Below are 12,344 nucleotides of genomic sequence, written 5' to 3'. Positions count from 1 at the left end.
CGTCATTGCGAGCGGAGCGAAACAATCCCGAGCAATCCGCGCACGCTCTGATTACCGCGTCGCCTTCGGCTCCTCGCAATGACGAGTGGGCTATAGATATTTCTTCGTCACCAGCTGTGACCCTTCGGGATCGCGCAGGCCGACACCAATCGACGCGCGGATCGAATCGCTTTCGGCCGATGCCACCGGATAGGCGCAATAGTCGGCTGCATAGAAGGCGCTGGGCCGATGATTGCCCGACAGTCCGATGCCGCCGAACGGAGCCGCCGACGAGGCGCCGTTGGTCGGTCGGTTCCAGTTGATGACGCCCGCACGCGCATTGGCCCAGAACTGGTCGTAAAGTTGCGGTGTGCCGCCGATCAGCGATGCCGACAGGCCAAAGGCAGTGTTGTTCGCCTCGGCGATTGCCGCCTCGAAGCTGTCGACGCGAACAACCTGCAAAAGCGGACCGAACAGCTCGATATCGGGACGTTCGCGCATGGCGGTGACGTCAATGATACCGGGCGTCAGGAAGGGGCGCCCGGCGATCGGCCGCGTCATATGGCGGATCACCTTGCCGCCGTTCGACATCAGGATCAGGAAGCTTTCGGTCAGACCGTCGGCCGCCTCATTGTCGATCACCGGCCCCATATAGGGTGATGGATCGGCGTGCGGATGGTCGACGATCAACCGGTTCGCGATCTGGCAAACCTCGTCGACCAGCGCATCGGCGAGACTGTCCCTGACGATCAGCCGGCGCGCATTGCTGCAGCGCTGCCCGGCGCTGAGAAACGCCGACTGGACGACGATGATCGCGGCGGTGCGGATGTCGGCGGTGTCCCACACGACGATCGGGTTATTACCCCCCATTTCGAGCGCGAGCATCTTGCCCGGCTTGCCCGCAAACTGACGATTGAGCGCAAGTCCGGTGCGCGCCGATCCGGTGAAGAGCAGCCCGTCGATGCCTTCATGGCCCGCGAGCGCCTTGCCCGTTTCGGGGCCGCCGATGACGAGGCGAAGCACCTCCGGCGGGACGCCGGCGCTGTGAAACAGTTCGACCAGCTTCGCGCCGACAGCGGGCGTCTTCTCCGACGGTTTGAACAGCACCGAATTTCCGGCGATCAGCGCGGGGACGATATGGCCGTTGGGCAGGTGTGCAGGGAAATTATAGGGGCCGAGCACTGCAAGCGCGCCGTGCGGCTTGTGCCGCACCGCGTTGCGGAGCCCCATCGCGCCCTCGATCCGCCGGTTGGAAGTGCGTTCGGCATAGGCTTTGACCGAAATATCGACCTTGTTCGCGACCGATTCGACTTCGGTTCGCGCTTCCCAAAGCGGCTTGCCGGTTTCGCGGGCGATCAGATCTGCAAATGCTTCACCCTCGGCCTTTACGCGGTCGACGAAGCGGCGGAGTGTTTCGGTACGGAAGGTGACGGGTTTCGCCGCCCATTCAGGCCAGGCGCGACGGGCAATTTCGACCTCGGTATCGATGTCGCTGACCGGCCCGCGCCAGAGCTCTTCGCCGGTTGCGGGTTCGAAGGAAATCAAGGGCTCGCTCATGGTCGTCCGCGTCTTATCGGTGAAAGCGGGCAGGGGCAACCTGCGCCGCGTCGGCGCCACGGATTGCTTGCGCCGCGCGGCGCGGTTGGCGATAGACGGGGGCGAGTCCCGCGTCGGGGCATTTGAGACGAAGCAAGGGGACGTGCCATATTGGCCCAGCAGGATGCAAAGCAGGATGGGCGCCGCGACTGGTCGGACCAATATTGGTGGTCGCACGACGGCGTCCGGCTGCACGCGCGCGTCTATGCAGGCCCCGACGGCAGCGAAACTGCTCCGCCGGTGCTGTGCATGCCCGGGCTGGCACGCAACGCGCGCGATTTCGAGGCGCTGGCCCCGCATGTCGCACAATATCGCAAGGTAATCGTCATCGAGTTTCGCGGGCGGGGCGAGAGCGCCTATGCCAAGGATCCGATGACCTATGTCCCGCTGACCTATGTGCAGGACGTGGTCGCGCTGCTCGACGAACTCAAGATCGTGCGTTTCGCGGCGATCGGCACGTCGCTCGGCGGACTGGTCGCGATGCTGATGGCCGCGACGCTGCCGGGGCGTCTTGTCGGCGTGGTACTGAACGACGTCGGTCCCGAACTCCAAGCGGCCGGGCTCGAGCGCATCCGCGATTATATCGGCGCCGGCGGCAGCCAGCCGACGTGGATGCATGCTGCCCGGGCGTTCGCCGAACTTAACGGTTCGGTCTACCCGGGCTATGGCATCCACGACTGGCTGCGGCTGACCAAGCGCACGCACAGACTTACGCCCGAGGGCAGGATCGTCACCGATTATGACAAGCAGATCGCGGCGCCGCTGCGCGTGCCGAACGGTGGCGATGCCGGGGTCGATCTGTGGCCCGCATATCGCGCGCTCGGCGACGTTCCGCTGCTGATCCTGCGCGGCGCGCTTTCGGACATATTGGCGCGCCCGGCGGGAGAGAAAATGGCAGCCGAATTGCCGCGCGCACGGCTGATCGAAGTGCCGGGCGTCGGTCATGCGCCGACCATGGACGAACCCGAGGCGCGTGCGGCGATCGACGCGTGGGCCGCGGAGCTTCCGCAGGCGTGAGCGCGGACGAGCCTGCGCCACCCTGGCCGATCCGCATTTTGCACCTCCATTCGAGTTTTTCGCTTGGCGGAAAGGAGGCGCGTGCCGTCCGGTTGATGAACCTGATGGGGGACCGCGCGCATCACACGATCCTCTCGGCAATGCCCGAAGCGCTCGGCGCGCGAGAGGCGATCGATCCTCGAATTGTGGTCGATTTTCCGAAGGATGCGCCGCCCCTTCACGGCAAGCCCTCGCTCGGCCGATACCGCGACCTCGCGCATTACATGCTGAATTTCGAGCTGGTGCTGAGCTATAATTGGGGGGCGATGGATGGGGTGATGGCGCATCGCCTCCATTGGAACCGACTGTGGGACCATATGCCGCCCAGCCTTATCCATCATGAGGACGGGTTCAACGAGGACGAAAGCGTCCGGCGCAACTGGAAACGCAACCTGTTCCGCCGCGCGGCGCTGAAACACACGCTCGGCGTCGCGGTGCCCTCGACAATTTTGCAGCGGATCGCCGCCGATGAATGGGGCGTCGGACCCCGCACCCACCTGATCCGCAACGGCATAGACGTCGCGGCTTACGCGACGGGGCCTTCGACGCGGATCCCCGGTTTCCAACGTCGCGACGGGGAGGTCGTGATCGGCACGGTGGCGGGGTTGCGCAAGGTCAAGGATTTGCCGAGGCTGGTGCGCGCCGTAGCGACCTTGCCGCCGCATGTCCGGCTGGTAATCGTCGGAGAAGGTCCGGAGCGCGCGGCAATCGAAGCCCAGGCAAGGGCGTCGGGCATGGCGGATCGGCTGGTCATGCCCGGCTTCATGGCGGAGCCTGCGCGCTGGATCGGGCATTTCGACTTGCTCGTGCTATCATCGCTGAGTGAACAGGCGCCGATCGCGGTGATCGAGGCGATGGCCGCGGGGCTGCCTGTCGTGAGTCCTGTGGTTGGTGATGTTGCGACGATGGTGTCGGATGCGAACCGGCCATATATCGCTGGCGACGAGGGCGCTTTTCGTGTGGCGCTCGCGGAAGTTGTAGAAAGTGCCGCGCATCGTGCCGATGTCGGCGCCGCGAACCGGCGGGTGGCGGCGGAACGGTTCGACGAATCTATTATGGTCGACGCTTATGAAAAGCTCTATGCTCGCGCGCTTGAAGGTTATGGGCCGTTCAGCGGCGGATGGGTCGGCTTCGATTGACAAAAGAGCCGAATTTCCGCTTACGCAAGCGGCAACGGGGGCCGGTTCGCAGGCGCGGATCGGCGGAGAGAGAGAAGGTCTAGAGTGTTCAAAGGTTTGAAGCCCATCCTTTATGGCGGGCGTGAAGTCTGGCCGCTGGTCGAAGGCGGCAAGGGCGTGTCGGCGACCAACCATATGTCCAGCGGCGCCTGGGCCGCGGCGGGCGGGATTGGCACCGTGTCGGCGGTGAACGCCGACAGCTATGACGCCGAAGGCAAGATCATTCCGCAAATCTATCGCGCGCTGACGCGCAAGGAGCGTCACGAGGAGCTGATCCAGTACGGGATCGAAGGTGCCGTCGCACAGGTCAAGCGCGCGTATGACGTGTCGGGTGGCAAGGGTGCGATCAACATCAACGTGCTCTGGGAAATGGGCGGCGCGCAGCAGATTCTCGAAGGGGTGCTGGAACGGACCAAAGGTCTTGTCGCAGGCGTCACCTGCGGCGCAGGCATGCCGTACAAGCTGAGCGAAATCGCCGCGCGGCACAATGTGCTGTATCTGCCGATCATCAGCTCGGCGCGCGCCTTTCGCGCGCTGTGGAAGCGCGCGTACAGCAAGGTTCCGCATTTGCTTGGCGCGGTGGTGTACGAAGATCCCTGGCTTGCTGGCGGGCATAACGGCCTGTCGAACGCCGAAGATCCGCTGGTGCCACAGGACCCCTATCCGCGCGTCGCCGCGGTGCGCGAAACGATGCGTGCCGAGGGGATTGCGGACGATGTGCCGATCGTGATGGCGGGCGGCGTCTGGTATTTGCGCGACTGGGAAAACTGGATCGACAATCCTGAACTCGGTCAAATCGCGTTCCAATACGGCACGCGGCCGCTGCTGACCGAGGAAAGCCCGATTCCGCAACAGTGGAAGGATCGCTTGCGCACGCTCGACGACGGTGACGTGCTGCTGCACCGCTTCTCGCCGACGGGTTTCTACTCGAGCGCGGTGCGCAACCCGTTCCTCCGCGATCTCGAAGCGCGGTCGGAGCGGCAGATTCCCTATTCGAAGCAGGAAGCGGGCGATCACATCGTCCAACTTGACGTCGGAGTGAAGGGCAAGAATTTCTGGGTCACCCCGCACGACCGCGCCCGCGCGCGCGACTGGTTCGCCGAGGGCTACACCGAAGCGCTTAAGACCCCCGACAACACGGTAGTCTTCGTGACCGAGGTGGACAAGGCGATGATCCGCAAGGATCAGACCGATTGCATGGGCTGCCTCTCGCATTGCGGTTTTTCGTCATGGAAGGACCATGACGATTACACCACCGGCTATCTCGCCGACCCCCGCAGCTTCTGCATTCAGAAGACGCTGCAGGACATCGCGCACGATGGCGATACCGAGCAGAATTTGATGTTTGCGGGCCATGCCGCATTCAATTTCAAGACCGATCCCTTTTATTCGAACAACTTCACGCCGACGGTGAAGCAACTCGTCGATCGGATTTTGACGGGCGATTGATGGATTTGGGAGGGGTGGGGCTCAGGCCCAACCCTCCAGCACCTGATCGGGCGGACGGTGGCCGTCGCACCAGGCGCGGATGTTGGCGATAACCTTTTCGCCCGACGCCTCCCGACCCTCGATCGTCGCCGAACCGAGGTGCGGGAGCAGCACGACATTGTCGAGCGCGAGCAAGGCCGGGTCGACCGCGGGCTCATGCGTATAGACATCGAGCCCCGCGCCGGCGATGCGGCCGGTCTGGAGCGCCGCGACCAGCGCCTTTTCATCGACGATTTCGCCGCGCGCCGTGTTGATCAGATAAGCGGTCGGCTTCATTGCGCCGATCCGCGCCGCATTGACCATCTCGTGCGTCTCGCTGGTGTGCGGGCAGTGGATCGTGACCACGTCGCTGATCCTGAGCAGCGTGTCGACGCTCGCATGATAGCTTGCGCCGAGTTCTTCTTCGATCGCTTCGGGCAGGCGGCGACGGTTGTGATAATGGATCGACAGGCCGAACGCGCGGGCACGGCGTGCGACCGCCAGGCCGATACGGCCCATGCCAATGATGCCGAGCAATTTGCCGCCGACGCGGTGCCCGAGCATCGCGCTCGGCGCCCAGCCGGCCCATTGGCCCGAACGCATCAGTTTCTCACCTTCGGCGAGCCGGCGCGGGACGCTGAGGATCAGCGCCATCGTCATATCGGCGGTATCTTCGGTGAAGACGCCGGGCGTATTCGACACCATGATGCCCTTTGCCCGCGCGGCGGCGAGGTCGATATGATCGACTCCCGCGCCGAAATTGGCGATCAGCTTCAGCCGGTCGCCCGCGGAATTGATGATATCCGCGTCGATCTCGTCGGTCACCGTAGGTACGAAGACGTCGCAGTCGGCGACGGCCGCCTTCAACTGGTCGCGCGTGAAAGCCTCATCGCGCGCCGACAGCGACACGTCGAACAATTCGGCCATGCGGCCTTCGACGTGCGGCATCAGTTGGCGGGTGACGATGACGCGCGGGCGTTTGGGACGTGATGAATCGGGCATGGCGCCGATAGAGCGCGCCGCGCCATGGCGGTCAAGAGCGTCCGAGATGAAAAAGGCTGGGGACGAACGCAGCCTTTTGCACGGCGAACGGTTGAAATGCGGGTATGAGTTTGACAAGGCAGAGCGATGACCTGCCGCCATATCTTGATCGCCGCCGTGCTGATGGCCACCGTGGGACCGGCCACAGCCCAATCCGACGTCGAATTGCCCTATTGGGCGTCGATCAACGTCGACGAAGCGCGGATGCGCAAGGGACCATCACCCGATGTGCCGGTAATCTGGGAGTATCGCCGGAAAGATTTGCCCGTAAAGGTCGTCGCGCGATTCGAAACATGGCGCAAGATCGAGGATCCCGACGGGACGCAAGGCTGGATGGCAGCGCGGCTCCTAAGCCGGACACGCACCGCGATAGTGATCGGTGAAGTCCGTCCGATGCGCGAAGACGCGAGTGCGTCGGCGGCGGTCGCCTATCGCGCCGAGCCCGGCGTGGTCGGTCGGATTACCGACTGCAAGAACGGCTGGTGCCTGTTCGACGTGAAGGGCCGCAAGGGCTGGATCCAGACCGACCATATCTGGGGCGACTGATCGCTCCCGGATATTCGGCGAATACCGCTTCCTGACGATTGTTTAGCTCTTCTTTGGTGTAACCGTTACAGCGGTTCCGTCGGGTGCCGTAGCGGTGAAGCTGCCGTCGGCAGCAACGGGCGAGAGCGCCCAGCATGCCTCAGCCTCATCGCCGTCGGGATCAAAACAATCCTTGCCGTCCTTGTGCGCGAACTTGCCCTTTTTGACGGTTTTTCCGGCCGCGTCGGTGTCGACATAGGTTCCGTCGGCGTTGATGACCGTCGAAGCCGTCGTGCCGTCGGCCATTTTGACGTCATAGCTGCCCGGAGCGGTTCCCGGATTGGCTGCGGGTGCAGGCGCTGCGGTTTCAGTCGGGGTCGCTGCGGGTTCTTTCGACTTCTCGGTTTTTTGCGAACAGGCCGACAGCGTCGCGAGCGTGGCTAGCAGAACCAGTTTTTTCATGTCGATTTCTCCCCACAAGAACGGCCGCAGGCTATGCCCTTCGCGGCCAAGTCGCAACGACAATCGCCGACCGCAAAAAGGGCCGATGGTTGCCCATCGACCCTCTTTGAAACGAAAGGATATTATCGTTTAGCGGCGCCAGTTGAAGTGGTTCCGGTAAACCTTGACCACCCGGCCATTCCGCTCGTTGACGAGCAGCAGGTCGTTGTAGTGGCGCACGTAAGTCAGGTTGCGACCGGCGCGCGGCACACCCCAGCGGCTGTCCCAGGTCGGGCGATAGCTGGGCGCGTAATAGTTCGAACGCAGGGTCGAACCGACACGGAACGACTGATATTTGAACGGCGCGCGATAATTCTGGTAGCGCGTGTCGCGGCGCCAGTCGCGCTGGCTTTCGCGCAGGTCCTTCCGCGCGTCGCGGACGTCATGGCGGGCATCGCGGACGTCGCGGTGGTCGCCGTAACGCTGAGCGTTACGCAGGTCGCGCTGTTCTTCGCGCAATTCCTTGCGATCATTACGGATTTCGCGATTCTGCGCCTGCGCGACAGCCGGAACCATCATCGCGGCGATCAGGCCGGCGGTGAGAAATTTCATCTTCTTCATTGTGCCATTCCTTTGCATCGTCAGGGGGGAGGGGATTTCGCCCGATGACAGGAATGGTTTAGGCGAGTCGGTTTGAACCGAACCGGAATGCCGCGTTTATTTTCAGGTCATTAGTGTCGCAAATTGTCGCCGGAATGCGATCGGGCGTCGTACTTGCGGGTTTGATGCCGGGAACGCTTCAATTTCGTCATTGCGAGCGGAGCGAAGCAATCCAGGGCGGTGTGGTCACCGCACTGGATTGCCGCGTCGCTGCGCTCCTCGCAATGACGAGGAGTGATAGGTTCAGACGAGTTCGATCGCCACCGCGGTCGCTTCGCCGCCGCCGATGCAGAGGCTCGCGATGCCGCGCGTCTTCCCGTGACGCTGGAGCGCCGCGATCAGCGTCGTGATGATGCGCGTGCCGCTGGCACCGATTGGATGACCGAGCGCGGTTGCGCCGCCATGGACGTTGATCTTTTCATGCGGGATGCCGAGGTCGTGCATCGCGAACATCGCGACGCAAGCGAAGGCTTCATTGACTTCGAACAGGTCGACATCGCCGATCGTCCAGCCGGCCTTTGCCAGCACCTTGTTGATCGCGCCGACGGGCGCGACGGTGAAATCCTTGGGCTCCTGTGCATGCGCGGCGTGCGCAACGAGCTTTGCGACCGGCTTCGCTCCCTTGGCTTCGGCAACCGACTGGCGCGTCAGCACGACGGCTGCGGCGCCGTCCGAAATCGATGAGCTGGTCGCTGCGGTGATCGTGCCATCCTTGGCAAAGGCGGGCTTCAGCGTCGGAATCTTGTCTGGCATGCCCTTGCCGGGCGCTTCGTCGGTGTCGACGATCACGTCGCCCTTGCGACCCGAGATGGTGACGGGTGCGATTTCATTGGCGAAAGCACCGTCGGCGATCGCGGCCTTGGCGCGGCTCAGCGATTCGATCGAATAGTCGTCCTGCGCCTGCCGCGAGAGCTGGTATGCGTCGGCGGTGTCCTGCGCGAAGGTGCCCATCGCGCGGCCCGCTTCATAAGCGTCTTCCAGTCCGTCGAGGAACATATGGTCATAGGCGGTGTCGTGGCCGATGCGCGCGCCGCCGCGATGCTTCTTGAGCAGATAGGGGGCGTTGGTCATTGATTCCATGCCGCCCGCGACGACGAGGTCGATGCTGCCAGCGGCGAGCGCCTCGGCGCCCATGATCACGGTCTGCATGCCCGAACCGCACACCTTGTTCACGGTCGTTGCCTGAACCGACTTGGGCAGGCCAGCCTTGATCGCGGCCTGACGTGCCGGTGCCTGGCCAAGCCCCGCGGGAAGCACGCAGCCCATATAGATGCGCTCGATATCGTCGCCCGACACGCCCGCGCGCTCAACCGCCGCCTTGACCGCGGTCGCGCCGAGATCGGTCGCGCTGGCGTCCGAAAGGCTGCCCTGCATGCTGCCCATCGGGGTGCGCGCGTAGGAAAGGAAAACGACGGGATCAGTTGCGGTCATATCGAGAGACTCCGTAGGGGAAAGATACGTCGGCGGGTCGCTTAGCGCCTTTGCTGCACTTGCGAAAGAGGTACGGCCTAGATGGGCGGCCGGTTTCATCTTGCAACCCGCCGCGCGGCATGATCAAACGACGGCCGAACAGATATAGGGGAGACGGGTCATGGCCACCGCAATCAAGCAGGACATCGCCGGCGAAACGGCACGGATGCAAGAGGTGCTCGCAGCGCAAAAGGCGAGCTTTACCGCCGCCATGCCCGAAAGCCTGAGCGTTCGCACCGACCGCATCGATCGGGCGATCGCGCTGCTCGTCGACAATGCGGAAGAATTCGCGAAGGCGGTTAGCGAAGATTTCGGCCACCGCAGCCGCGAACAGACGCTGATGACCGACATCATGCCCTCGGTCAGCGCGCTCAAACACGCGAAAAAGCATATGGCGAGCTGGTCCAGGGGCGAGAAGCGCAAACCGACCTTTCCGCTCGGGCTTCTGGGCGCCAAGGCCGAAGTCGTCTATCAGCCGAAGGGTGTCGTCGGCATCGTCGCGCCGTGGAATTTCCCGGTCGGCATGGTCTTCGTGCCGATGGCGGGCGTGCTGGCGGCGGGCAACCGCGCGATGATCAAGCCGTCGGAATTCACCGAAAATGTCTCGGCGCTGATGGCGCGGTTGGTGCCCGACTATTTCGACGAAAGCGAGATGGCGGTGTTCACCGGCGATTCCGACGTGGGGGTTGCCTTCTCGAAGCTTGCCTTCGACCATATGATCTTCACGGGCGCGACGAGCGTCGGGCGTCACATCATGCGCGCCGCGGCAGACAATCTGGTCCCGGTGACGCTGGAACTCGGCGGCAAATCGCCGACCTTTATCGGGCGCAGCGCGAACAAGGATCTCGTCGGCCAGCGCGTCGCGCTCGGCAAGATGATGAACGCCGGGCAGATATGCCTTGCTCCCGACTATCTGCTCGTCGCCGAGGATCAGGAAGGCGAAGTGATCGACAGCGTCACGAAGGGCGCGACCGCGCTCTATCCGACCTTGCTCGCCAACGACGACTACACGTCGGTTGTTAACACGCGCAATTATGATCGTTTGCAGAGCTACCTCGCCGATGCGCGCGAGAAGGGCGCCGAGGTGATCGAGGTCAATCCCGGCGGCGAGGATTTCGCCAGCTCGAACGGGCACAAGATGCCGCTCCATATTGTGCGCAACCCGACCGACGACATGAAAGTGATGCAGGAAGAGATTTTTGGCCCGATCCTGCCGGTCAAGACCTACAAGACGATCGACGACGCGATCGACTATGTGAACGCGAACGATCGCCCGCTCGGCCTTTATTATTTCGGACAGGACAAGAGCGAGGAGGATCGTGTGCTGACGCGCACCATTTCGGGGGGTGTCACGGTCAACGACGTTCTCTTCCACAATGCGATGGAGGATTTGCCCTTTGGCGGCGTTGGGCCGTCGGGGATGGGCAATTATCATGGGGTCTACGGTTTCCGCACCTTCAGCCATGCGCGCGCCGTCTATCGCCAGCCCAAGCTCGACGTTGCGGGTCTTGCGGGGTTCAAGCCGCCCTATGGTAAGGCGACGGCAAAGACACTTGCGAAAGAGCTCAAGAAATAGCTTGGCAAGATGCGGCGCTTCGCCCTAGGGGATGCGCCGCGCTTTTGCGCGCCCGTGTTTTCGGGGCCCCTGTGGTGAAATTGGTAGACGCGCTCGACTCAAAATCGAGTTCCGCAAGGAGTGCTGGTTCGAGTCCGGCCAGGGGCACCAACTGATAACCGGCAAATCTTCAGGCGCGCGCGGCCAGCCATCTGCCCGCGGCTAGCGCCAGAAATCCGACAACGAGACCCCAGAAAGCCGAACCCAGCCCAAACAGGGTCAGCCCAGATCCGGTCGCCAGAAATGTCAGGATGGCCGGATCGCGGTCCGCCTTTGCAACGAACATCGCCTCCATCGCGCCGAGTAGCGCCGGGATTAGCGCCACGCCGGCCAGCGCCGCGATGACCGTGGGCGGCAGGGCCAGAAAGACACGGACGAGCAGCGGCGAGAAGATCGCCAGCAGCAGATAGAAGCCAGCATAGAGCATGCCGACGATCCACCTTTTCGCACGATCGGGATGCGCTTCCTCGGCCGTGCAGATCGCCGCCGTGATCGCCGCGAGATTCAGGCCGTGGGCCCCAAAAGGCGCCGCGGCGAGCCATGCGACACCGCTGCCGATGATCAATGGGCGCGGCGGCGGTGCGTAGCCGGCGCTGCGCAGCACGACGAGGCCGGGCAGGTTCTGCGACACCAGCGTAACGAGGAACAGCGGCACGCCGACGCTGAGAATCGCGCGGACGTCGAAAGCTGGTGCGACGGGCACGAGCGTACCGAACGTCGCGCCAGGCGCCAGCGGGCCGATGTCGCCGCGCAGCAGTGTAAGCGCCATGCCCGCCGCAAGCGCAAGGAGCAGGGCGTAGAGCGGAAAGCGCGCCCGCGCCGCGACAAAGATCGCGACGAGCAGCGCAACGAGCAGCGGGTCGGCGGCGCCAAGGGCGAAAAGCTTGAGGCAAAAGGGCAGGAGGACGCCGGCGAGCATCGCCGAGGCGATCGAGGGCGGGATGCGCTCGGCAAGCCTCCCGAGCGCCGGTACTATGCCGAGCAGGATCATCATCAACGCGGCTGACAGGAAGATGCCGATCGCGACCGGCCACGACAGGCCCGATGCCGTGGCGGCGAGCAGCGCCGCGCCCGGAGTCGACCAGGCGAGCACGACGGGCATACGCAGCCGCCAGGAAAGCGCCGCGCCGGCGAGCGCGATGCCAAGGCATAGCGCCGTCACCGCCGATCCCGTCTGGCCGGCCGAAGCCCCGAGGTTGCGCATGGCCTGGACGACGAGCGCGATTGTCCCGCCGAAGCCCACGAGTGCGGCGATGAGCGCCGACGACCAGGCCGGGACGGGGGGAATGCTACGCAGCATTATTTCTCATTCTATG

At 63.8% G+C, this 12,344-nt stretch carries 11 protein-coding genes and 1 tRNA gene; 6 read left to right on the top strand and 6 right to left on the bottom strand.

Translation table 11 applies throughout. From position 1 onward, the window contains the following. Positions 1-90 precede the first annotated feature (90 nt). Positions 91-1,536, bottom strand: coding sequence for a succinylglutamate-semialdehyde dehydrogenase (gene astD / locus SC1_RS11695; protein WP_062181710.1), 1,446 nt, complete (start codon positions 1,534-1,536; stop codon positions 91-93). Between the two features lie 150 nt (positions 1,537-1,686). Here astD and SC1_RS11690 point away from each other — a divergent pair, with 150 nt between their 5' ends. The 3 genes from SC1_RS11690 to SC1_RS11680 all read left to right on the top strand — a co-directional run bounded on the left by SC1_RS11690 (position 1,687) and on the right by SC1_RS11680 (position 5,258). Next, positions 1,687-2,592, top strand: coding sequence for an alpha/beta fold hydrolase (locus tag SC1_RS11690; protein ID WP_062181707.1), 906 nt, complete (start codon positions 1,687-1,689; stop codon positions 2,590-2,592). Next, positions 2,589-3,770 (top strand): glycosyltransferase, encoded by a 1,182-nt coding sequence (locus tag SC1_RS11685; RefSeq protein WP_062181705.1) that lies wholly within the window; start codon positions 2,589-2,591, stop codon positions 3,768-3,770. Before SC1_RS11690 ends, SC1_RS11685 begins: the two co-directional genes overlap by 4 nt. A gap of 84 nt (positions 3,771-3,854) precedes the next feature. Continuing rightward, positions 3,855-5,258: a nitronate monooxygenase family protein gene (locus SC1_RS11680; protein WP_062181702.1), complete on the top strand. Its 1,404-nt coding sequence runs from the start codon at positions 3,855-3,857 to the stop codon at positions 5,256-5,258. A 21-nt stretch (positions 5,259-5,279) separates the two neighbouring features. Here SC1_RS11680 and SC1_RS11675 read toward each other — a convergent pair whose 3' ends face one another. Next, the gene (locus SC1_RS11675) at positions 5,280-6,278 is read right to left on the bottom strand and encodes a D-glycerate dehydrogenase (RefSeq protein WP_062181700.1); all 999 of its coding nucleotides are present in this window, start codon (positions 6,276-6,278) and stop codon (positions 5,280-5,282) included. A 126-nt stretch (positions 6,279-6,404) separates the two neighbouring features. On the opposite strand from SC1_RS11675, the gene SC1_RS11670 reads away from it, so the two are divergent. After that, positions 6,405-6,863 (top strand): SH3 domain-containing protein, encoded by a 459-nt coding sequence (locus SC1_RS11670; protein ID WP_062181696.1) that lies wholly within the window; start codon positions 6,405-6,407, stop codon positions 6,861-6,863. Positions 6,864-6,905: 42 nt separating this feature from the next. Here SC1_RS11670 and SC1_RS11665 read toward each other — a convergent pair whose 3' ends face one another. The 3 genes from SC1_RS11665 to SC1_RS11655 all read right to left on the bottom strand — a co-directional run bounded on the left by SC1_RS11665 (position 6,906) and on the right by SC1_RS11655 (position 9,374). After that, a complete protein-coding gene (locus tag SC1_RS11665) occupies positions 6,906-7,304 on the bottom strand; it encodes a hypothetical protein (RefSeq protein ID WP_062181692.1) in 399 nt (132 codons plus the stop codon). 129 nt (positions 7,305-7,433) lie between these two features. Continuing rightward, the gene (locus SC1_RS11660) at positions 7,434-7,904 is read right to left on the bottom strand and encodes a hypothetical protein (protein ID WP_083435811.1); all 471 of its coding nucleotides are present in this window, start codon (positions 7,902-7,904) and stop codon (positions 7,434-7,436) included. Between the two features lie 282 nt (positions 7,905-8,186). Next, positions 8,187-9,374 (bottom strand): acetyl-CoA C-acyltransferase, encoded by a 1,188-nt coding sequence (locus tag SC1_RS11655; RefSeq protein WP_062181690.1) that lies wholly within the window; start codon positions 9,372-9,374, stop codon positions 8,187-8,189. Between the two features lie 160 nt (positions 9,375-9,534). Here SC1_RS11655 and SC1_RS11650 point away from each other — a divergent pair, with 160 nt between their 5' ends. Both SC1_RS11650 and SC1_RS11645 read left to right on the top strand, forming a co-directional pair. Continuing rightward, entirely contained in the window at positions 9,535-10,989 is a 1,455-nt protein-coding gene (locus SC1_RS11650; RefSeq protein ID WP_062181688.1) for a coniferyl aldehyde dehydrogenase, read from the top strand. Positions 10,990-11,054: 65 nt separating this feature from the next. After that, positions 11,055-11,139, top strand: a tRNA-Leu gene (locus tag SC1_RS11645). Between the two features lie 19 nt (positions 11,140-11,158). Here the strand turns inward: SC1_RS11645 and SC1_RS11640 are convergent. Further along, a complete protein-coding gene (locus SC1_RS11640; RefSeq protein ID WP_062181686.1) occupies positions 11,159-12,328 on the bottom strand; it encodes a benzoate/H(+) symporter BenE family transporter in 1,170 nt (389 codons plus the stop codon). Positions 12,329-12,344 lie beyond the last annotated feature (16 nt).

Origin of the sequence: Sphingopyxis sp. C-1, assembly GCF_001047015.1 — a bacterium.
Lineage (GTDB): Bacteria > Pseudomonadota > Alphaproteobacteria > Sphingomonadales > Sphingomonadaceae > Sphingopyxis.
The sequence above is the reverse complement of the archived record's forward strand: the minus strand, read 5'-3'. Positions and strand labels throughout refer to the sequence as shown.

Bases quoted from the DNA above. Each gene is read 5' to 3' on its own strand.
- SC1_RS11675 (WP_062181700.1), bottom strand. From the start codon at position 6,278: ATGCCCGATTCATCACGTCCCAAACGCCCGCGCGTCATCGTCACCCGC.
- SC1_RS11655 (WP_062181690.1), bottom strand. From the start codon at position 9,374: ATGACCGCAACTGATCCCGTCGTTTTCCTTTCCTACGCGCGCACCCCG.
- SC1_RS11650 (WP_062181688.1), top strand. From the start codon at position 9,535: ATGGCCACCGCAATCAAGCAGGACATCGCCGGCGAAACGGCACGGATG.
- SC1_RS11660 (WP_083435811.1), bottom strand. From the start codon at position 7,904: ATGAAGAAGATGAAATTTCTCACCGCCGGCCTGATCGCCGCGATGATG.
- SC1_RS11640 (WP_062181686.1), bottom strand. From the start codon at position 12,328: ATGCTGCGTAGCATTCCCCCCGTCCCGGCCTGGTCGTCGGCGCTCATC.
- SC1_RS11670 (WP_062181696.1), top strand. From the start codon at position 6,405: ATGACCTGCCGCCATATCTTGATCGCCGCCGTGCTGATGGCCACCGTG.
- astD (WP_062181710.1), bottom strand. From the start codon at position 1,536: ATGAGCGAGCCCTTGATTTCCTTCGAACCCGCAACCGGCGAAGAGCTC.
- SC1_RS11665 (WP_062181692.1), bottom strand. From the start codon at position 7,304: ATGAAAAAACTGGTTCTGCTAGCCACGCTCGCGACGCTGTCGGCCTGT.